Consider the following 18,175-nt stretch of genomic DNA (forward strand, 5'->3'; position numbering starts at 1 on the left):
GTAAATGTCGCGCAGGGAACCGCTGATAATTGAGGGAGTTGTCGCCGCAACGTCGCCTGTTTCTTGCGGATAGGGCTTGCTGGTCAGATACGCCTCGGGCGGCGAGGCGATCACCACAAACTCATACTGCGGAATCGCGCCGGCCAGGTCGGTCAGGTCATCGTTTTCGACAACGATATAGGCCAGGCCACGGAACGGGGCGACGTTGCCGGCGCCCTCGACGGCGGTGATGGTTGAATCCGGCATCTGGGTTTCGGTGCCGTAATACAGCTTGGCCTTCTGCAGCCACTTGGCGCTGTATTTCTTGTCCTCGATCGTGGCGTCCGGGTCGCTGCTGTAGACCAGCTTTCCGTTCCGCTTGATATGCAGGAACCCGTAGATCGGACCCTCGCACACGCCGATGGCGTAGCTGCGGGTGTAGCTGTAGGTGGTGGTCTTGGTGCCGCCGCCCTTCCCTCGCGAGCGCTTGGCAATTTCCTTCAGCGTCGGGTCGCGCCAGATGATGTTGCCGGCGGTCGGAAATCGCCCATATCCGAAAGGCAGCGGCACGCCAACGTTGCTGGTTTGAGATGCTGCGTCGCTGAGTCGAGGACCCTTGATCTGTACAGGGTCAACATAGCCGCCGATGGCGGAGCCGATCATGAAGCCGATCTGCGTCCCGACACCAGGGATGAAGCTGCCAGCGACAGCACCGATTACGCCGCCGATTTGTGCGCCGCTCATCGGTACACCTGCCGGACGCGGGCGAGCCAGAAATCATCGAGCGGGTGTTCGGTGACGCAGCCCAAGATGCTGTCTGTATGGATCAGCGACAGGCCGCCGTGGATGTAATCGCCGACGATGCCGCAGTGCCGGATCACGCCCTTCTCGCCGTAGCTCATGGCCACGGCATCGCCGACCCTGGGACCATCGGTCACCGGCGGGCCGAAGTGGCGCTCCAGCTGCCGCTCCAGCTGCCCGGCATGCGGGTGGCGTGGGTAGTCGGCCAGATCGTGCTGGCTGCCGTAGGCGATCAGCAGCAGGCCGGCGCAGTCGATGCCGACCGCCGGGTCTCGCCCCTGGTGAATCCAGCGCACGCCCAGCAGGCTGCGGGCAATCTCGACCTGCTTCATGCGCTGTCCACCGATTTCACGTATGCGCCTGGCACGGCCAGCGCGGCATCGGCCACCGGCGTCAGGTGCTCGCCGCGGAAGTTCAGGACGTTGCCCTTGGCCTTGCAGGTCGTGAACTGCTTGTCGCAGTCCTGCCGGACGCGGAATGTATCGCCGGCCTCGATCGGGTATGGCATCGGCAAGGCCAGCCGCAGCGCGCGGTCGGCGCCGGAAACCGTGAAATCATCCACCTCCATCTGCGCGCCGGCATTGCTTCCAGTGAGCCACTCCAGCACGCCACCCGAAAACCAGCCATCGGCCTGCGACATCGCACAGAAGAACGACCGGGTGGTGTCGCTGGCTTGCCCTGACACGGCGCCAGCCGACCACACGAACGGCATGCCACAGCGTTCATCGCCATAGCGGGCGCGGCACGTGAGCGAGTAGACCTGCCCGATCGGCTGCTTGGCCTGCTGGGTGAGGCTGCGCCATTCGGTGCTCCAGCTGGACTCGGTGAAGCGGGTCTCGCCGCAGGTGCCGAACGCGACGATTTCATGGCCCTGCTGCAGGTCCAGATAGTTCACCCGGTAGATGGTCACCTCGGCGTAGTCGAAGATGCCGGCCAGGATTTGCTTTTCGGTGATGCCGGTATCGGACACCCAGCCGGTCAGGTTGGTGTTGTCCACGTCCATCTCGGAGTTGGCCTGCAGCCGCTCGGGCGCGAACCCGTTGTCGGCGCGGTAGGTGATCACCCCCGCGCCGTCGTCGTAGTGCAGCGGGGCGTCCAGGGTAGTAAACCCCAGCACCGTGCCCGCCCATGCCCCCCGGCACTCGATGCGCAGCAACAGGCACCAGCTGGTGGCGTCCTGCTGCAGGTGCTGCTGCAGCGCGATGGGGATGTTCTTCATCGCCGCACCTCCAGCAGGTCGATATCAGAGGAAGCCACGAAGCTGCCGCCGGATTTGTCGCCGATGGCGAAGGCGTTGTAGTCGTTGTCGAACCGGACCCACACGTCAAACTCGAAGTCGGCGGTATAGGTGCCCACCGGCCAAGCCGTGGCGGGTGTGAAGATGCCAGTGGCGTAATCGAGATCGCCAGTAATCGGTGCGCCATCGCAGTACAGCGCGAACGTTCCCGGCACCGGGGCCTGGATTAGCCGCACGGTTTCCTGCCCGCCGAAGGCGTAGGTCTTGACCAGCTGCAGCGGCTCAGTGGTCCCGGGCGTCGGGTGCTGGATCTCACTGGTGCCGATGTAGTCGTTGTGATCGCGGAACCGGAAGGCATGGAGCCGGCCGGCACAGGCGTGGTAAGCGGCCAGCACCGCATCCCGGGCTTCGGGCAGGAAGTTGCTGTACTGCGCCGAGTAGCGGTGGCGCGGGTACAGCCACTGGCGATTGCGCTGCTCCCGCCCGTTGGCCAGGTTGACGATCAGCGTGTTGTATTCCGGGCCGCCGGAGAACCCGAACGCCACCCGGTGATCAAGGCGTGCATCGATGAACATGATCAGCGGCCCCCGGTCCGTGACATACCGCGCGCCGCTTGCCGGCCCTGCTTGCGGTGGAACTGCTCTTCAGTGGTGCGATCCATCCGGCCCTGAATCGTCGTGTTGAAATACTGGATGGGTGCACGGCCGGCGCCGCCGCCTTCTGCCAACGGGGTGACGTGGCCACCGCGATCACCTGCCATCAACCAGGTGCGACCACCAGCGCTGTACAGCTCCGGGCCCTGCTCGTTGACTTCGTAGAAGCGGCCGGGCTGGGTGGATCCGCCGACGGCGCGACCACCGCCGAACATGGCGCCGAAGATGGATGACATGAACCCGCCCGCCGGGCTGCCTGCACCGGTGGTACCGAAGCCGCCCAGCAGCCGTTCCATCAGGTTTTCAGCGACGATCTGCAGCAAGCGCCGGTGCAGGCTACCCAGCGCATCCATAGCCGCGTCCTTGAAGCTCTTGGCGCCGCTGGCCCAGTCGGTGAGGAAGTTCGCGCCCTCACTGCGGACAGCATCCATCGCGGAGATGACGTCTCGATTGGCCTCACGTGCCTGCTGCAGCTTCTCGGTCGTTTCAATGATCGCCCGGCCCAGCGCCTCCTCCGCGGTGACGCCGGCCCACTTCAGGTTGTTGTAGATCTCCTGCGCCTCGGCCGACATGCCGAGCATCGCGATTTCATCGTTCAGGTCAGCCAGCAGCTGTTGGGCCGACTTCGTGCGGCGCTCATCAAGGCGCGCAAGATCGTCGGCGACCTGCTTCTCGGCGGACATCATGTCCAGCCGCTGCGCGTTGGTGACCAGTAGTTCCTTCTGCGCCGCGGTGAGGTTGGCCATGGAGCCGAGCGTGGTCTGGTAGACCATGCGCGCTTCCTCACCCTCCTTGCCGAACAGCGCGATGCGCTCGTTCTGCTGGTCGATCAGGCTCTGGTAGGACTTGGCCAGCGCCTCGGCCTCGCGCTGCTCGTCGGTCTTGCCGGCCTTGCCAGCTTCCCTCCCCTTACCTCCAGATCCGCCGACAGCGAGCGCCTTCTGCAATCGGGCCTGCAGCTCTGCTGCATGCTTTTCCGCGGCAATCTCACCGGCTGATTTCTTGAAGAACCCGATCGGCTCCTCTTCCTCGCCAGCCATGATGACGCGGGGGGGCTTCGCTGGCCCGCCGCCGAAAGCGTCGTCGACTTGCTTATCCCACCCGGCAGAAGCATCGGCATACAGCGCGGCGGCGCGCTGGAAGTCGCCAGTCATGAACAGCACCGCCGCGTGCGCCTGCGCCATGACCGTGGCGATGGTCTCGCCCACCAGCTTGAACGCGGTGACGACGAACCCGGACATCGCGGCGATCACGCGTAGTCCGTCAGCGATACGGGCCGCTGTGCTACTGACCCCGTTCCCATCCTTCGACAGCTGCACGAAGTTGTCGGTCAGCTTCACCAGATCGGGCAGCAGGTCCGTGGCAACCTGCAGCGCCAGCCCAAGCACGGCGGATTTCAGCCGAGTGAGGTTGTCGTTGAACAACTCTGCCTGCTGACCGGCCGTGGTGGATACATCCAGCCCAAAAATGCGGGCCTCCTCGCCCGCGTCCCGGATGGCCTGACTGCCATCCTTGATCAGCGGGATCATGTCCTGGAAGCTTTTGCCGAAGATCGCAAAGCCGGCAGCCATGATCTCCGGCGAACCCTTCAGCGCGGCGAAGCGGTCGGCGAACTCATACAAGATTTCATTGGACTTGCGCATCTTGCCGCTGGCGTCGGTCACCTTGATGCCCAGCGCCTCGAACATCTTGGCCTGCTCGCCAGTGCCGCTCATCGCCGCGGCCTGCGACTTGGTCAGCTTGCCAAGGGTGGAGGTCAGGGTCTCCATCGACACGTCCGCCAGCCCACCGGCATAGGTGAGGCGTGACATCTCCTCGGTCGGCAGCCCGACCTTCACCGAGGCCTTCGACAGTGCGTCCATGTCGTCGATCGCGGACTTGATCGCGGCGCTGGCCGTGGCAACGCCCGCCGCGATGAACACTCCGACGGCCTTACCCGCCTGCCTCGCCTGGTCCTCGTACTGCTTCAGCTCCGCCTTCCAGCGCTTCGCCTCTTTCTCGACGATGCGGGAGGCACGCCCCATGTCGGATTCGAATTGCGCCATCGCCGCGTCGACGATGATGCTGACCTTGCCCAGTGACATGGGAACTCCTCAAAAAGAATGCCCGCCGAAGCGGGGTCAGGTTTGTGTCGGGCGACGCTCGACGTGGCCGATCATCTGCATCTCTTCCGGCGTGAGCCCTCCAGCAGGTGCAGGGGAGCCCCACAGTTCGCGTGGCAGCAGGAAGTCTTGGAAAGAAACGGCCGATACCCCTTGCGGCCGGGTCGCGTTGAACACGCGTGCGGCGATCTGCGCCAGGATCATCTCGATCCGCTGATCCGGCGGAAGCTCTCTATCGACAAAAGCCCGATAGGCGTCCAGCTGCCATGCCGGCCACGTCAGGATTTCCCCCAGCGGCACCTTCAGGTCGAACGAGAGCCGCAGCAGGAAGCGCAGCCAGGGGTCGGCCGTTACTGCTTTTCCGCGCCGGCCTCCTCCAGATCCTTGTTCACGTCATCGGCGTGCTTGGCCAGCTGGGTGACCAGCCAATCCGGCAGCGCCTGAACGTCCTCTACCTTGGCGAAGACCTGATTCCCGTCCTCGGTGACGTTGCAGAACTGCACCAACTGGTGCCTGTTGATCAGCATGTCGCTGATATCCAAGTCCATGGTGTTGTCCGCACCGACCTTCACGCGCTGGCCGCGCGCCAGCTTCACGCGCTCACCACCGGTGATCCGGCGGAAGTAGACATCCTTCGTCTTGCCTTTGTGCTCGACCGTGCGCTTCTGCGGGCCTTCGCCCTCGAGCAGGTCGGCGAAGTAGTCGTTCTGTTTCTGGGACATGGTTCATTTCCTTGCGGACGGGTTCCAGCCGGATGCGCCACGGCGAACAGCGCAGAGCCGGCAGGAACCCGAATGCGGTAGCCGTTCGGGTGAGCCGTTGAGTGGTTGCGGGGTCAGGTCTTCCAGACGCGGGTCATCTCGCCGGAGATGCCGAGCGCGACGTTGGCGGTGACCACTGCGTCCAGGCCGACGGACTGGCGGAATGCCTTCACCGAGGCGAGGAACTTCTGGGAGGTACGGTCGGTGGCCGGCGGCTGTGCCAGGTCCAGACTGCCAAGCACGGCGGTGGCCGCGGCGCCGGAGCCGGCGCCACCCGTGAGGGCGACGGTGGGTGCAGAGGTGTAGCCGGTGCCCGGATTGGTAACGATGATCGCGGTGACCGCGCCGCCAGAAACGATTGCCGTTGCAGCAGCGCCGGTGCCGCCTCCTCCGGAGAATGCAACGGTCGGGGCGGTCGTGTAGCCGGTTCCAGCCGTACCGATGGTGACGCTGCCGACGCCCTTGGTGGCCGTCGGCGCAACGCCCACGCCATCGCTATAGCCGATGACAAACACGCGGCGCGCGTCGGTGCCGGCAAGGGCTTCGAGCTTCTGGTGGGATGCGCCCTTCGGGTCGACATTCACAGTCAGGCCGAGGTCGCCGTTATCCGGCAGGCCCGCCAGCTTCTCGACGGCCACCGAATCCAGGTTGGTGGTGATGATGTCGTTGGACTGCTTGCCGAAGTCGCCGTAGCCGGTGATGTTGCCGATCTTCAGCACTTCACTGCCGGGGGCTGCATCCGGATCGAGCATGTACAGCTCGGTGCCCTGGGTGCGGAGTTCATTGCTCATTGTTGGAACCCTCATGAAACCCCGGAAGCGGGGCACAAAAAAAGCCCGCCGGGTGGCGGGCCGCATACGCTCTGTGAGCGATTCGGTTATCGGTTGATGTGGAAATGCCAGTCGCTGAAGTGGACGAACAACCTGGTCTCTGTGTCTTGCTCGGGGCCGTCGGCGATCAGACAGTGGCCGTCTAGCTCCAGCGCGTCGCGCACCAGCTCGGCGATCTTCCGGCACTGGCCCTCGGTCTCGGCCATCACCTTCACAGTCGGCCGGAACGTGTCGATGCCTGGCCGGCCCGCGACGTAGTTCTGGGGCGTGGTGGCGATCTCCTGGATCGTGATGTACGGCGCCACGGCGTTCTCAGCGGCGATGCCGCTCTTGTAGATGCTGGCGGCCGGCACGAGCGCCAAAAGCGCAGGGGTCGCCGCCAGCAGCATGTAGACCGGGGATTCCATAGCCATCAGCGGCCCACCTTCTTCTCTGCCATCTCCACCGCGCGCAGGAACGCATCACGGAACGCGCGCACCGCCTGCTCGCCCTTCGCCTCCAGCGCCGGCCGCAGGAACGGCTTGGCCTGCATCTTCACGGTGCCAAGCTCCAGAAAGCGCCCATAGAACACCTTTCCGGCGGTGCGGACCCTCTGACCGGCCCGGCGCGCCCGGCGGTTGCGGACGTTGTCGGCGAGCCGCCGTGTGCCGCCCTTCATGCCCACGTCATAGCGCTCGGTCACGCCGGCCGCCTTGGGATTCGAATGCCGCTTCGTGACGATGTTGTCGCGCAGGGCGCCTGACCGAACGGCAACGCGCGCCTGCGCCTCGGAGCGGATCACCTTCGCCGCTTGCATCAGCGCATACCGCAGCGGCCCACCACCCTTGGAGCCGAGCGCCGGTGGCAGCGCGCGCAGGCGGTCGCCAATTTCCTTCAACCCGCGGATCTCAGCCATCGTTTACCCCAGCGCCCACCAGTAGCGTCATCATCCGGCGCGCGGTGGCGTCGACAATCGGCGGCGCCTTGATGCTCCAGACCAGGCCATCCCAGGCCACCCGCATTTCAGCGGTGATGCCGGGCAGATAGCGCAGCTCGAAGCGGCCAACCGTCTCGGCCCGGATGGACTCGGCGGCCAGGAACTCGCGGCCGGGCCCGCCGGTGAAGCTGGCCGGCACATCCGCGTGGACCTCGACCCACGACCATTCGCGGTCACCATTGGGCGCGACGACCAGCTGTCGCTCTTGGATCGCGATGCGATGGCGAAGCCGGCCGGATTTCATGGGAATACCTTGCGGAACGGGAACAGGAGGTTGTCCACCGTTGGGTTACCGATCAGCGGCCCGGCCGTCTGCGCCTCCCGGTTCTCGAACAGATCGCCAACCATCAGCAGCAGTGCGGAGCGGATTGCTGCCGGCACATCCGCTGGCGCGGTGCCGTACCCAGCCGTGAACCGAACCCGCACCGCACCAGACTCAGCGCGCGTGGACGGCCAAGTCGTGCCGAATGCGGGCAGCAGGCGGCCGTTCTCGCCCGCATCGACCTTGTAGGCAGACGACGAGAGTGTCTGCTCCGCGCCTGCCGGATCGATGTACGTCACCGACGTGACCGCCTTGAGCGGTGGGAGCGGCAGGCTGATCGCCGCGCCCCCGAAGGAGTCCAGCGACAGTTCCCACTCCTGCTCGACGAGCGCCCGACCCAATACGCCGGTCACCCCATCCAGGTGCGACACGGCGCCGGCGATCATGCCGGCCAGCTTGGAATCGTGGCCGGAGCCGAACAGCTCGAGGTGATCGCGGGCTTCACCGACCGTGATCGGTGTGGCGCTCGGCGGTGAAATCTGGCGCAGACGCATAGTCATCTCCAAAGCACTGACGACAGGGGCCGGATATCCGGCCCCTGCGATCAATCCTCTGCGGAATCCTTCAGGGACTCGGCGTACTTCACCGCGGCGGGATCAGCGTCCAGCACGCCGGGATTCCCATTCAGGGTTTCAGAATCGACGGTGATCACGTCGTTCGGCTGGCGGGATTCCCCATCGATCACGCCGGCCACCAGCACTCGCGCCTTGACCTTCTTGCCACCTTTCGGCGGCGGTGGGGGCGGCGGTGGGCTCCCGGCATCGCCTTCAGCCTTCAGGGCGTCGACGCTCTTCTGGAGCATTTCATCACGCTGCTCGGCCTCAAGCTTGTTCCAGTCCTCGGCAGACAGGCCGGAGGCGGCATGCGCGTATGCGACAAGGTTGCCGAGGGGAATGGCCCGGCCCTCCGCCAGTTCCACTGTGGCGGGGAAGCTGTCGGACCCATTGAGTACCACTGCGGGGGCGCTGTTCGCCGCGCTGTTCTTCTTGGACATAGCCGTTTCCTCTATCAACGAAGGGGCGCCCGGCCGAAACCGGGCGCCGCACATGCCTGTGATCAGGCGATGGCCGCGATCAGGTCGCGGAGTTCTGGTAGTACTTGACGGTGGCGCCCGACGTATCGAGCAGATTGCCGCCGGCGCGCTGCCAGGCCAGGAAGCCGACCTGCCCCTTCTTGGTGTAGGCCGAGTCGGTGAAGCGGAACAGCGTGGCTGCCATCACGTCGCGGATGCGGTAGTTCGACAGGCGACCGAACAGGATCGACTTCGCGTTCGCCGCCATCACCGCGACATCCTGGTTGACGGTGATCGGGCGGTTCAGCACGGTGGCCGGGGCGGAACCAAAGTCCGGCACGAAAATCGGGCGGCCTTCCAGATCCTTCAGCTTGCGCAGCACCTTCACGGATGCGTCGTTCATCATGAAGCCGACGCCCGGCGCGTTGCGATAGGCGGGATCCACCGCATGTTCCAGATCCACCAGGTCGTCGTAGGTGACGGTGGCGGTCTGCCCGGTCGCGCCCACCTTACCGGAGGAGGAGGCGGTCACGATGCCGCGCGGCTGGGCGGTGCCGGTGCCGGTGGTGAAGTACGTGTTCTGGATGCGGGCCAGACGCTCGGCCAGCAGGTCCACCACGATCGAATCGATGTCCAGCTGCGAGTCCTGCAGCAGCTCCAGCGGCACGGTAACCACCTTGGAGCTGAACTTGTAGGTGTTCAGCGCCACCGTGCCGAAGGCCGGATCCTGGTCAGCCGCCGACGTGTTCTCGGCCACCAGCTCACCGGTGTTGCCAGTGTCGTCCATCGCCGGCCAGTTCATCGGGTTGCCCTGGGTGGTCGCAAGGGGGGTCGCCACATCACGCATCCCGCCGAAGGCCTTCATGGCCTTGATCAGCTCGGCAGCCACCGACGACTCCACCGAATAGCCACCCTCAGCCGGCGTGGAGGTGGACATGGTGTTGCGGACGGTCTGCCATTCCTCGGCCGACAAGGCGTTGTCGCCGCCGCGCAGCCACTTGTTCAGCAGGGCATTGCGGACTTCCTTGCCATCGACCTTGTCGACGATCTCGATGCCCAAGTCGCGGGCGCTACGCTCGACGTCCAGTGCATTGACCTTCTCCAGGCGGTCGATCTCGGCCTCGATGCGGCCGATTTCTTCCATGTTGGCGTCGTAGGTAGTCTGGTGTTCCGGCTTCCAGTTGGCGCCGGTGTTGTTCTCCAGCAGATTGCGGGTGTCCTTCGCCAGAGCGGAACGGCGCTCCCGCAGAGCCTGAATCGACTTGCTCATTGTGTTTTCCTCGTGGGCATAAAAAAGCCGCCTTTCGGCGGCAGGGTTACGCGCGGGAGCGGTTCCTACGCGGATTTCTTCTTTTCGTGCACGGCCAGCGCGCGAAAGCGGTGCGCGTGCGCCAAGTCCTGATCCGATTCTTCCTGGCTGCCGACCACCTCGGGCACTGCCTCGGGCTGCAGCTCAGCCGGCGGGCGGTCGTAGGCCGACAGGTTCCAAGTGCGGGCCTTCGCGGTTCCGGACTCACTGCCCCCGGCAATCCTGTTGGCGAAGCCGTGTTCCACTGCCTCGGCCGCGGTGAAGTAGGTCTCGTCGTCCATCCACTGCTCTACCTGGCTACGCTCGGCATTCACCTTGCCCATGTAGTCGTCGACGATGGACCCGTCCACCTTTTCCAGCAGGTCGGCGGTTTCGCGCAGGTCGTGGCGATTGCCAAGGGCGAAGGTCCACCCGTTGTGGATCATCACGAAGGCGCCCTGCGTGATCTCGATCTCGTCGCCATGCATGGCGATGAAGGAGGCAGCCGAGGCGGCGATCCCGTCGATATGGACAATGATCCTGCCCTCGTGTTTCTTCAGCGCCGCCACCATGGCGCGACCCTCGAACACATCACCGCCGGGCGAGTTGATATGCAGATGGATGGTCTTACCGTTCAGCGGAGCCAGGTCGCGGGCGAACTGCTTGGCGGTCACGCCGCCATCGGTCCACCAGTCATAGCCGATGATGTCGTACAGGTAGACGGCGACCTCGTTGGAGTCCTCCCGGGCCTCGATCCGGTACTCGCGCGGCGCGTTGCGGTTAAGCGCCTGCAGCCGGAGCAGTCGGTTCATCATCTTGTTCATCAGGCTTTTCCTTGTCATCCGGCTTCTTTGCTGCTGCCGTGGGTTTGAACAGCACGTCACCACCGGGGACCGGCGGCAGGTTCTTCAGGGCGCGCACTTCGTTGACCGTCATCCAGCCCTGCGCGCCCGGCCCGCCAAGCGCCTTGCCGAAGTACTCGGCCTGCGACTTGGAGTCGCCTTCCAGCTGGCCGTCGACGTTGAACTCGACGAAGAATCGGTCCAGCCGCGGGAACAGCTTCCGGTTCAGCTCCTGCGCATATCGGTGCAGGTGCGGGCGCAGCGCATAGCGGACGAACCCCTGAGACATCTGCTCGATGCCGCTGCCCCAGCTGGTGCTGGCGGTCGTTTCACCTATCATGTGCGGCGGAACGCCGATCGCCCGGGCAATATCCACCACCTGAAACCGGCGCGACTCCAGCAGCTGCGCATCGGCCGCCGTCATCGACAGCTCCTGCACCTCAAGGCCTTCGGTCAGAATCAGCGGGATCTTGCTGTGACCCTGGCCGCTGCCGTACTTGGCGACCCATGCATCACGGAACTCCCCCTGCTGCTGAAGGCTCATCGCCTTCGGCGCTTTGACTGCGTACTGGATCGACGCACCACCGCCGAACGTCAGCGCGGCGTGTTCATCTGCCTTCAGTGCAATGCCGATGGCCTGCCGGGCGCCCAGGGCGATGACCGACGGAGAACAGGTGCCGTTGAAGCCGAAGTTCGGGAAGTGCAGAACGTCGTCCTGGTCGGCAACGAAATAACCGGTGCTGCCATCGGCCATTTGATCGTGGATCTTGTAGAGCAGGCGCTGGCCGCTGCGGGTGATCTCGACGTTGTCGCGCGGCACCGGAATCACGTTCGTCACCGCCGGCGAGTACTTGTGCGCGCGCACCAGGTAGGCGATTCCGTCCCCGCGCAGTAGGGTCTGGGACATGATGAACTCCCAGAAGGTGGCAGCGCTGAAGCGCTCGCACGGCTGCTCATTGAACAGCCACCAGTAGTCGTGATCGCCAGCCTTCTCCCGGCCGCGCCGGCCATCCTCTCCGACCGTCTTCCGGTAGAAACTGCACGGAGTGGTGGCGATCGCACCGGCCAGCAAGCGCACGCCCGCATAGACGGCGGCCACCTTCATGGCCGTCCGCTCGTTGACGACGGCGCCGGAGTCCGTGGCGCTGGCGCCGAAGATCTGGCCCATCCGGATGGCATCGGACGATGGAACGTCCTGGTATTCAACCAGCGCGCGCACCCCGGCAGCCACATGCGCCGCGCGATCCATGGCAAGCGCAGCACCGAGGCGCTCGCGGGCGATTTGTGCGGTCAAAGTGATACTCCCGTCAGAGCGCAACAAAGCCCTGTTGAATGGATTCCGGTTCGGCCTCGCCGCCGCTGACGCCGATGGCCATCAGCAGCGCGACGATGTCGTCGATCTTTTCCGGCGACCGCTTCTTGTCGGGCGCCATGTTCAAGTTCTGATCTCGCCGCGCCACCAGATTCGCAGCACACCAGGTCAATACCGGATCGCCACCGTGGGTCAGCTGCCCGCCGATGTAGGCCCGTTCGAGATCCTGCATGGCCGGGTGGAACGACTTCGGCCCCTGCACGAACTCGATCATCGGCACATCTTCGGCAACCAACCGGTTCACCAAGTCCGAGGCATTCCAGCTGTCGTAGCCGATCGCCTGGATGTTGAAGCGCTCCCGCGCCTCCAGCACCGCGGCCTCGATCACCGCGTAGTCGGTCACCTCACCTTCGGTCTGCTCGATGTGCCCGGCAGCAACCCAGCCCGCATACGGCACGGTTCCGCGCTCGGTGCGCTGCGCCACCGCTGCAGCAGGAACCCAGCGCCTGCCCCACGTCAGTATCCGGTCGTCCAGCTTCCAGATCAGACGGAACGCCGTGAGATCGCGGGTGCTGGCGAGGTCGAGCCCGCCCCAGCACGGAACGTCGAGCAGCTCCTCGAGATCCACTGCACCATCGCAGGCCTTCCACTTCGGCAGCAGGATCCAGCCGCCAGCTACTGCCGCCGGCCGGTTCAGCCGTTTGATCTGGAACTCGGCCAGCTTCGACGGCATCGCCTTCGCCTCGACCGCCTCCTTCCGGATCGCTGCGATCAGATGCGGGTTGCAGTCCGCCAGCGGATTCGCCTTTCGCCACGCCGACTCCGCGAAGTCGCCGTCCTCCTCGTCGACTGCGAAGAACACCGCCAGGAAGTGGTCGGCCGTGTCGCCGAACACGCCCTGCAGGAGCTGCTTGGCGAACTGCCGCATCTCGCCCCACGGGCCGGCGTTGGTGTAGCCCTCCGTCGTGGTGTAGAGGAACAGCGGATTGCTACGCGCGCCGGCTGCTGAGGTCAGCACGTTCAACAGGTCCGGCGTCTTGTGTGCGTGGATCTCGTCCAGGCCCACATGCGACGGGTTCAAGCCGTCTTGTGTCGACGCCTTTGCGTGAATCGGTTTGAAGCTGGCCCCGGTCTCGAACCGCGCGATCGACTTGGCGAACGTCTCCAGCCCGAAGGCCTCGCGCAGGTCGGCGGTCTTTTCGACCATCCGTTTCGCCACGTTGAAGATGATCGACGCCTGGGGGAACGTGGTCGCGGCGCTGATCACCTGCGCCCCTTCCTCTGGCTCGCAGCACTCGCAGTACAGCAGGATGCCCGCCGACAGCGTGGACTTGGCGTTCTTGCGCGCTACTGCAAACAATGCCGAGCTGAAGCGCCGCGGGTAGAACTTCGAACCATCGGCCAGCGTGGTCGCGCCGGTCGACTTGCGGAACCCGAACAGCTGGACAACGAAGAAGACGTGGGACGGGTGCAGGACGATGTCTGGCTTTTCCCACTTCCCCTCGACGTGCGGCAGTCGCTCCAGGAACCGGCACGGATCCGCCGCGTGCCATTCGTCGAAGTGGAACGGTGCCCCGCGCTTCTTTGCCCGCTTCAGGTCATCGAGGAACCGCTTGGCGCCGAGCCGAAGCAGCTTCCCGAACTCCCGCCCCTTCTTGTCCGCTACCGCCCGCCGCGCATAGTCGACCGCGATGGCGACATAGTCCCGCTCCTCCCCTTCAGCGCTTCCCGACCCCGGTGAACTTGTTCCCCGGTTTCGTCGTGTCGCCATTGGGCTTTACCTTTCCTTGCGCAACCGGCGTCAGGCCGAAGTCATTCATCAGCCCGCGAAGCTGCGCCACCATGGACGCGACCGGAGCCAAGCCGGCGGCATACATCTGCACCACATTCCCATGCAGGGCGCACAACTGGCCAAGCGCCGAAATACCGGCCTCGGTCAGCAGCTTGTTCGCATGGAGGATCGGAGCCAGCCGGTCCCACTCCTTGATCGCGTGAGCGTTCGGCAGCCAATCCGGCGCCGGCGGGATCTCTTCCACCAAGGGCAAATCGACAGCCGCCGACCCTTCGCGATCCGGCCGGTCCGTCCCGGCAACGATCTTCAGGTTTGAGGGCTTGCGTGGGTTTGCCATGGTCCTACCTGCGGGGTCTCGCTACCTCTGAAAAATCGAATTTTCCCAACTGACGGTGCAAATAAATGGCTGGGCGCACGTGTCGAGAAGGGGCCGCTCCAGAGTTTTGACCTCCCCCCCCTGCTCATCTCAGCCGGTCGTTCCATCCATGTATCGGTGGGCGGCGGGCAGATGGATCTGGCCGTCATCAGCAGTCGTCACATCGATCATCTGGTCCTGCTCGCGGTCCTCGATCAGAACGCCGGTCAGGCCCTGCACCACCAGCGTCAGCTCCTGCACGGCGGCGGTCAGCTCCCGGACGACCTGGGCATCTGCCGGAACTCCGGTTGGGCAATTCGCAGTCCATGTGATGTTCATGCCCCACCTACCTTCACACCAGCAATCCGGCACAGTGCGCGCCGCCACCACTTAGGGCGTGGGCATATAACGTCAGCCACGACCCCGGACAGCTCACCCAAGCGGGGGAGGCAGTGAATCTCAGCGCGCCACACGTCGCCTGGTTCGCACGACAGCGAAAGTCGCGTGATGCCCTGCAGCTCCGAGCCATCAGCAAGCACAACCCTTGTCCCACTCGCCAGCGAGGGATTCCCTGGCTTGCTGTCTGGGGGAATGATCGTTACCAGATTCATGCCTTCACCTTCCTGTTCCCGAATCCACCGTCCTCTGCTGCGGTCTTCCTGCTGTGGCATGGAGCGCACAGGGGCTGCAGGTTGGTCATGTCGTTGTTGCTCGGATCACCATTGATATGGTCGACGTGGTTTGCACCGCGGGTGTAACCCTTGCTGGCGCAGATCCTGCACAGCGGCTCATCAGCCAGGATCGCGGCCCGAAGCCGGCGCCATGCCGCACTGTTCGTAGGTAGCGTGCGCTTGGCCTGCCGGTCCACCTGCGGCGGCGTGTGCCGCCTGGTTGCCGGGGCCGAGGGCCGGTGCTTCTGCGGGGCGGCCGGCATCAGAACTCCTCCACATCCCAGCCGCCACCTTCCTTCTTGGCCTTCACCCGAACGGCGATGAAGCGGAATGGATACTGGGCCGCGGCGATCTTGATCTTGGCCCTGGCATCGTCCTGCCAGAACCCTTTGACCTCGTGCATCTCCATCACCCCGTCGGCGGCCATAACAGCGAAGTCCGGGGTATAGAACGTGCTGTCGGCGAGGCGCAGCTTGATGCCCTCGAACCGGTGCCATTGGATCTCGCCAGCATGCTCCAGCGCGCGCAGCCGGTCGGCATACGCGGCCTCTGTCCGGTTCATCTGGCCGGCCTTCAGGCGCCCAAGCGCCAGATGCCCACCGCTCTTGCTCCGCCTCATCACCGCCGCTTCGGCCATGACCAGGTACCCGGAATCAGATCTGCACCGGACGAACAGCGACAAGTCACCCAGTGATCGTCATTGCCATCCAGCAGCACCTTCAGATTCACGCGCCCATCGTCGAGGACCCGCACGATAACCGCCGGGCAGCCATCACCAGCGGCGACACAGCTCCCCTCATGGACCTGCACTCCAGGAGTCAGCCGCTCATCGATCAGCGCGTCCTGCTGTTCGGCCTTGCCTATCCGCCGCGCATTGATGATTCGTGCGTCGAGCTCACTGAGGCTGTAGAGCACCATTCGGCCAACCCGAGCAACGCGCGCCCTCACTGCCGGTCACCTGCGATCACGGCCTGGCAGGCCCGGAGCTGATCGTCCGCGTCTCGGCCGATTCGAACAATTCGCCCCGCAGCCTCTGCTCGTACTGCGGCTGCCGCATCACGTTCGACGGTGCTGGCGACGGCTTCGGACAGTAGTCGGGTCTCACAGCCGGCCCACTCTTGCCGCAGGCGGACATTGCCAGCACGCAGGTCAGCAACAACAGCAGCAGGGACGGCCGCGGCCGCTTCCCGGTCTTCTTCATGCTTTGCTCCGATATCGGCCATTGCCTGGCCTTGGGATTGCTCGATGGCCCGGGCGCCCTGCACTGCCTCGACCTGCTCCACCAGCTGCTTCACTTCCTGCCGGCTCTCGGCCAGATCGGCGGAGCGGTCGCGCCACTCGCGGCCAACCAGGCAGCCCAGCAGGAACAGGCCGATGCAGGCGAGGATGTGGGCGCGGGTGATCACTGGGGCACCTCGATGTTGTGCCGGCGCAGCTCAGACTCCAGCCGCTGTATCCGCAAGGTCAGCTCGTAGACCTTGGATTCCGCATCCCGGCGCGCCTTGCGCTCTTCGTCCAGTCCTTGCTCCAGCGCCACAAGTCGCTGCTCCTGCGCGTTGATGCGGTCACCCTGCTGATTCACCAAAGCGTCGTAGGACTTGCCGTCGGTGCTGATGAATCGGTCCCAGAGGAACTTGCCCAGCAGCGCGATACCGCCGCCCACTGCCACATCGGAGCCGGTCATATCGATCACTCGCCAACCTCGCCGCCTGCGAACACCTTCGCTTCATCGGCCCGGCGATTCACCAGCCCCTGCATGCGCTTGCCAGAGGCCAGTGTCCAGACGCCGAACTGCTTGCCGGCCGCCTCGGTCTTGCCCTCGTTGAACAGGCGCAGCAGCGTGGAACCCTCGAAGCGTTTGAGCCCGATGTTGAAGGCCAGCGAGGCCATAGCACCCAACTGCTTGTCCGTGGCCGGGCGCTTGAGCATGCGGCGCACGCCGTCCACGAACCGATTCACGTCCTGCTCCAGACGCTGCTCCGCCTGCTGCTGCGTCCACACGGTGCCGCGGCGAATGCCGGGGCCGGTAGCGCCATAGCCGATGGTCCACGGATCACCGCCGCTGGCAGGATCAGGGTACGCGGTCAGGCGGCAGCCCTCCCACTTCCGCACGACGGCGGCTGCGTTGTCGTATGCGGACATGGTTGCTCCAAGTAATAGGCGCCCGTCACCGCAGCCGGCTGGCTCGATGATTGGTCCGGATCGGGGGACGGGCGGAAACGAAGAAGCCCCGGCTTTCGGCCAGGGCTTTGGTGACAATTATTGACGGTCGCAGATTTCGACCATTTGGTGACGTCACTTTCAACTAAGAACTATGGGATCAACTTTTCCGCGTGCCCCCTCATGATCACATACGGTCTCATGAGTGGGTTTACAAAGCGATACCGGAATTTTCGCTCTGTTCCGATGCGAGTAATAACTGGGCCGCGCCCCTCCTCACTGAACTCTTTGAGGTGACGCGCGTAGTTCGGAATGTCCAGTGGACGTTTGGCAATAGCAGTCACCGGCGCACGCACAGCAGCCGCAGTAAAATATCCCATCTCGTCAACTTCAGCGATTGCGCATGCCAACAACACCTGTTTATAGATGTTTCCTGGCTGCTGACTCTTGATCGCGACGTAATAGGCCGTTTTGATCGACTCTTGCCACTGATCCAGTGACTTGAGAATTCCTTCATCGGCATGCGCACGCCGAACAAGCGGAGAATTGTCAAAAACTGCCGTCTTCGTGGCATTCAGAGCGAGCAGGTGGGCTATGTATGGCAACCCTTGGGACAGATTGCGCATATGGGCTTTGGCAGAGTCCTCGATTGCCATTCCTAGCCTTGCCATGCCCTTATCAAAGATCTGGTCGATTTCAGCATCTGTCATTCGCGGCATTGGAATTTGGACCAAAGCACGCTCAATGGATAGGTGGCCCTCAATCAGCTCCGATATGGATTCAGCAACACCGATCAAAAGTATCGACGCACTGACTCCAAAATCCGATAGACCCTTGATCGTATCGGCGACCAATGCCTGGACCGACTTGCTTTCAATTCGATCGAACTCGTCAAGAACAATTAGAACTGGCCTAACTGCGCTTAGTTGTGCAAGAACTCGGCGGACATCATCCGGCTGCACTTCATGGGGTAATCCCCCCATTAACCAGAGTTCTGAGAAGTAGAGCTATGCGGCCATGGCCAACCGCTGCTTGGGGGTGATGCCGCCCAAGGCCATGTTTGGGCGTTCATGGTTGTACAT

Annotated in this window: 25 protein-coding genes and 1 pseudogene; all 26 read right to left on the bottom strand. The window is 64.2% G+C overall.

Features of this window, described 5'->3' with window-relative positions; all coding sequences use genetic code 11:
* Positions 1-723 (bottom strand): annotated as a pseudogene (locus ARC78_RS14475) (hypothetical protein); the annotation flags it as partial.
* Positions 720-1,112, bottom strand: a complete 393-nt coding sequence (locus tag ARC78_RS14480; protein WP_054657277.1) for an NlpC/P60 family protein — start codon at positions 1,110-1,112, stop codon at positions 720-722. The gene ARC78_RS14480 and the pseudogene ARC78_RS14475, both read right to left, overlap by 4 nt.
* Positions 1,109-1,999, bottom strand: a complete 891-nt coding sequence (locus ARC78_RS14485) for a DUF2163 domain-containing protein (protein ID WP_054657275.1) — start codon at positions 1,997-1,999, stop codon at positions 1,109-1,111. The genes ARC78_RS14480 and ARC78_RS14485 overlap by 4 nt, the downstream gene beginning before the upstream one ends.
* Positions 1,996-2,592, bottom strand: a complete 597-nt coding sequence (locus ARC78_RS14490; protein WP_241772755.1) for a DUF2460 domain-containing protein — start codon at positions 2,590-2,592, stop codon at positions 1,996-1,998. The genes ARC78_RS14485 and ARC78_RS14490 overlap by 4 nt, the downstream gene beginning before the upstream one ends.
* 2 nt (positions 2,593-2,594) lie before the next feature.
* Complete coding sequence (locus tag ARC78_RS14495) at positions 2,595-4,754, bottom strand: phage tail tape measure protein (RefSeq protein ID WP_054657271.1); 2,160 nt, start codon at positions 4,752-4,754, stop codon at positions 2,595-2,597.
* Between the two features lie 36 nt (positions 4,755-4,790).
* Positions 4,791-5,072, bottom strand: coding sequence for a hypothetical protein (locus ARC78_RS14500; protein ID WP_057506545.1), 282 nt, complete (start codon positions 5,070-5,072; stop codon positions 4,791-4,793).
* Positions 5,073-5,122: 50 nt separating this feature from the next.
* The gene (locus ARC78_RS14505; RefSeq protein WP_054657269.1) at positions 5,123-5,494 is read right to left on the bottom strand and encodes a hypothetical protein; all 372 of its coding nucleotides are present in this window, start codon (positions 5,492-5,494) and stop codon (positions 5,123-5,125) included.
* A 113-nt stretch (positions 5,495-5,607) separates the two neighbouring features.
* Positions 5,608-6,324, bottom strand: a complete 717-nt coding sequence (locus tag ARC78_RS14510) for a phage tail tube protein (protein WP_054657267.1) — start codon at positions 6,322-6,324, stop codon at positions 5,608-5,610.
* Positions 6,325-6,410: 86 nt separating this feature from the next.
* Positions 6,411-6,776 carry a tail completion protein gp17 gene (gene gp17, locus ARC78_RS14515; protein ID WP_054657265.1) on the bottom strand — a complete coding sequence of 122 codons (366 nt, stop codon included), beginning with the start codon at positions 6,774-6,776 and terminating at the stop codon, positions 6,411-6,413.
* Positions 6,776-7,258 (bottom strand): HK97-gp10 family putative phage morphogenesis protein, encoded by a 483-nt coding sequence (locus ARC78_RS14520; RefSeq protein ID WP_054657263.1) that lies wholly within the window; start codon positions 7,256-7,258, stop codon positions 6,776-6,778. The genes gp17 and ARC78_RS14520 overlap by 1 nt, the downstream gene beginning before the upstream one ends.
* Complete coding sequence (locus ARC78_RS14525) at positions 7,251-7,583, bottom strand: head-tail adaptor protein (protein WP_057506546.1); 333 nt, start codon at positions 7,581-7,583, stop codon at positions 7,251-7,253. The genes ARC78_RS14520 and ARC78_RS14525 overlap by 8 nt, the downstream gene beginning before the upstream one ends.
* Positions 7,580-8,155: a head-tail connector protein gene (locus ARC78_RS14530; RefSeq protein ID WP_157722741.1), complete on the bottom strand. Its 576-nt coding sequence runs from the start codon at positions 8,153-8,155 to the stop codon at positions 7,580-7,582. The genes ARC78_RS14525 and ARC78_RS14530 overlap by 4 nt, the downstream gene beginning before the upstream one ends.
* Positions 8,156-8,205: 50 nt before the next feature.
* Entirely contained in the window at positions 8,206-8,655 is a 450-nt protein-coding gene (locus tag ARC78_RS14535; RefSeq protein WP_054657257.1) for a hypothetical protein, read from the bottom strand.
* 79 nt (positions 8,656-8,734) lie between these two features.
* A complete protein-coding gene (locus tag ARC78_RS14540) occupies positions 8,735-9,943 on the bottom strand; it encodes a phage major capsid protein (RefSeq protein ID WP_054657255.1) in 1,209 nt (402 codons plus the stop codon).
* A 65-nt stretch (positions 9,944-10,008) separates the two neighbouring features.
* The gene (locus ARC78_RS14545) at positions 10,009-10,785 is read right to left on the bottom strand and encodes a head maturation protease, ClpP-related (protein WP_057506547.1); all 777 of its coding nucleotides are present in this window, start codon (positions 10,783-10,785) and stop codon (positions 10,009-10,011) included.
* The gene (locus ARC78_RS14550) at positions 10,742-12,097 is read right to left on the bottom strand and encodes a phage portal protein (protein ID WP_241772756.1); all 1,356 of its coding nucleotides are present in this window, start codon (positions 12,095-12,097) and stop codon (positions 10,742-10,744) included. Before ARC78_RS14550 ends, ARC78_RS14545 begins: the two co-directional genes overlap by 44 nt.
* A gap of 13 nt (positions 12,098-12,110) precedes the next feature.
* Positions 12,111-13,886 carry a terminase large subunit gene (locus tag ARC78_RS14555; protein WP_083468367.1) on the bottom strand — a complete coding sequence of 592 codons (1,776 nt, stop codon included), beginning with the start codon at positions 13,884-13,886 and terminating at the stop codon, positions 12,111-12,113.
* Positions 13,834-14,244 carry a P27 family phage terminase small subunit gene (locus ARC78_RS14560; RefSeq protein WP_054657253.1) on the bottom strand — a complete coding sequence of 137 codons (411 nt, stop codon included), beginning with the start codon at positions 14,242-14,244 and terminating at the stop codon, positions 13,834-13,836. The genes ARC78_RS14555 and ARC78_RS14560 overlap by 53 nt, the downstream gene beginning before the upstream one ends.
* Before the next feature lie 129 nt (positions 14,245-14,373).
* On the bottom strand, positions 14,374-14,601 hold the full coding sequence (locus ARC78_RS14565; protein WP_054657251.1) for a hypothetical protein: 228 nt from the start codon (positions 14,599-14,601) through the stop codon (positions 14,374-14,376).
* Positions 14,602-14,869: 268 nt separating this feature from the next.
* Complete coding sequence (locus ARC78_RS16865) at positions 14,870-15,196, bottom strand: HNH endonuclease signature motif containing protein (protein WP_054657249.1); 327 nt, start codon at positions 15,194-15,196, stop codon at positions 14,870-14,872.
* On the bottom strand, positions 15,196-15,570 hold the full coding sequence (locus ARC78_RS14575) for a DUF1064 domain-containing protein (protein ID WP_241772757.1): 375 nt from the start codon (positions 15,568-15,570) through the stop codon (positions 15,196-15,198). Before ARC78_RS14575 ends, ARC78_RS16865 begins: the two co-directional genes overlap by 1 nt.
* Positions 15,552-15,851, bottom strand: coding sequence for a hypothetical protein (locus tag ARC78_RS14580; RefSeq protein WP_054657247.1), 300 nt, complete (start codon positions 15,849-15,851; stop codon positions 15,552-15,554). The genes ARC78_RS14575 and ARC78_RS14580 overlap by 19 nt, the downstream gene beginning before the upstream one ends.
* Before the next feature lie 26 nt (positions 15,852-15,877).
* Positions 15,878-16,339 (bottom strand): lysis system i-spanin subunit Rz, encoded by a 462-nt coding sequence (locus ARC78_RS14585; protein ID WP_089153120.1) that lies wholly within the window; start codon positions 16,337-16,339, stop codon positions 15,878-15,880.
* Positions 16,336-16,617, bottom strand: a complete 282-nt coding sequence (locus ARC78_RS14590; protein WP_145974360.1) for a tropomyosin — start codon at positions 16,615-16,617, stop codon at positions 16,336-16,338. Before ARC78_RS14590 ends, ARC78_RS14585 begins: the two co-directional genes overlap by 4 nt.
* Positions 16,618-16,622: 5 nt before the next feature.
* Positions 16,623-17,075, bottom strand: a complete 453-nt coding sequence (locus tag ARC78_RS14595; RefSeq protein WP_054657243.1) for a lysozyme — start codon at positions 17,073-17,075, stop codon at positions 16,623-16,625.
* A gap of 170 nt (positions 17,076-17,245) precedes the next feature.
* Entirely contained in the window at positions 17,246-18,076 is an 831-nt protein-coding gene (locus ARC78_RS14600; protein WP_145974361.1) for a hypothetical protein, read from the bottom strand.
* Positions 18,077-18,175: the final 99 nt, after the last annotated feature.

This window comes from Stenotrophomonas pictorum JCM 9942 (assembly GCF_001431585.1).
In the GTDB taxonomy this organism is placed as follows: domain Bacteria; phylum Pseudomonadota; class Gammaproteobacteria; order Xanthomonadales; family Xanthomonadaceae; genus Stenotrophomonas; species Stenotrophomonas pictorum.

Excerpts from the sequence above, each read along its gene's own strand:
- ARC78_RS14480 (WP_054657277.1), bottom strand. The coding sequence starts at position 1,112 with ATGAAGCAGGTCGAGATTGCCCGCAGCCTGCTGGGCGTGCGCTGGATT.
- ARC78_RS14485 (WP_054657275.1), bottom strand. The coding sequence starts at position 1,999 with ATGAAGAACATCCCCATCGCGCTGCAGCAGCACCTGCAGCAGGACGCC.
- ARC78_RS14490 (WP_241772755.1), bottom strand. The coding sequence starts at position 2,592 with ATGTTCATCGATGCACGCCTTGATCACCGGGTGGCGTTCGGGTTCTCC.
- ARC78_RS14495 (WP_054657271.1), bottom strand. The coding sequence starts at position 4,754 with ATGTCACTGGGCAAGGTCAGCATCATCGTCGACGCGGCGATGGCGCAA.
- ARC78_RS14505 (WP_054657269.1), bottom strand. The coding sequence starts at position 5,494 with ATGTCCCAGAAACAGAACGACTACTTCGCCGACCTGCTCGAGGGCGAA.
- ARC78_RS14510 (WP_054657267.1), bottom strand. The coding sequence starts at position 6,324 with ATGAGCAATGAACTCCGCACCCAGGGCACCGAGCTGTACATGCTCGAT.
- gp17 (WP_054657265.1), bottom strand. The coding sequence starts at position 6,776 with ATGGCTATGGAATCCCCGGTCTACATGCTGCTGGCGGCGACCCCTGCG.
- ARC78_RS14520 (WP_054657263.1), bottom strand. The coding sequence starts at position 7,258 with ATGGCTGAGATCCGCGGGTTGAAGGAAATTGGCGACCGCCTGCGCGCG.
- ARC78_RS14525 (WP_057506546.1), bottom strand. The coding sequence starts at position 7,583 with ATGAAATCCGGCCGGCTTCGCCATCGCATCGCGATCCAAGAGCGACAG.
- ARC78_RS14530 (WP_157722741.1), bottom strand. The coding sequence starts at position 8,155 with ATGCGTCTGCGCCAGATTTCACCGCCGAGCGCCACACCGATCACGGTC.
- ARC78_RS14535 (WP_054657257.1), bottom strand. The coding sequence starts at position 8,655 with ATGTCCAAGAAGAACAGCGCGGCGAACAGCGCCCCCGCAGTGGTACTC.
- ARC78_RS14540 (WP_054657255.1), bottom strand. The coding sequence starts at position 9,943 with ATGAGCAAGTCGATTCAGGCTCTGCGGGAGCGCCGTTCCGCTCTGGCG.
- ARC78_RS14545 (WP_057506547.1), bottom strand. The coding sequence starts at position 10,785 with ATGAACAAGATGATGAACCGACTGCTCCGGCTGCAGGCGCTTAACCGC.
- ARC78_RS14555 (WP_083468367.1), bottom strand. The coding sequence starts at position 13,886 with ATGGCGACACGACGAAACCGGGGAACAAGTTCACCGGGGTCGGGAAGC.
- ARC78_RS14560 (WP_054657253.1), bottom strand. The coding sequence starts at position 14,244 with ATGGCAAACCCACGCAAGCCCTCAAACCTGAAGATCGTTGCCGGGACG.
- ARC78_RS14565 (WP_054657251.1), bottom strand. The coding sequence starts at position 14,601 with ATGAACATCACATGGACTGCGAATTGCCCAACCGGAGTTCCGGCAGAT.
- ARC78_RS16865 (WP_054657249.1), bottom strand. The coding sequence starts at position 15,196 with ATGCCGGCCGCCCCGCAGAAGCACCGGCCCTCGGCCCCGGCAACCAGG.
- ARC78_RS14575 (WP_241772757.1), bottom strand. The coding sequence starts at position 15,570 with ATGGCCGAAGCGGCGGTGATGAGGCGGAGCAAGAGCGGTGGGCATCTG.
- ARC78_RS14580 (WP_054657247.1), bottom strand. The coding sequence starts at position 15,851 with ATGGTGCTCTACAGCCTCAGTGAGCTCGACGCACGAATCATCAATGCG.
- ARC78_RS14590 (WP_145974360.1), bottom strand. The coding sequence starts at position 16,617 with ATGACCGGCTCCGATGTGGCAGTGGGCGGCGGTATCGCGCTGCTGGGC.
- ARC78_RS14595 (WP_054657243.1), bottom strand. The coding sequence starts at position 17,075 with ATGTCCGCATACGACAACGCAGCCGCCGTCGTGCGGAAGTGGGAGGGC.
- ARC78_RS14600 (WP_145974361.1), bottom strand. The coding sequence starts at position 18,076 with ATGGGGGGATTACCCCATGAAGTGCAGCCGGATGATGTCCGCCGAGTT.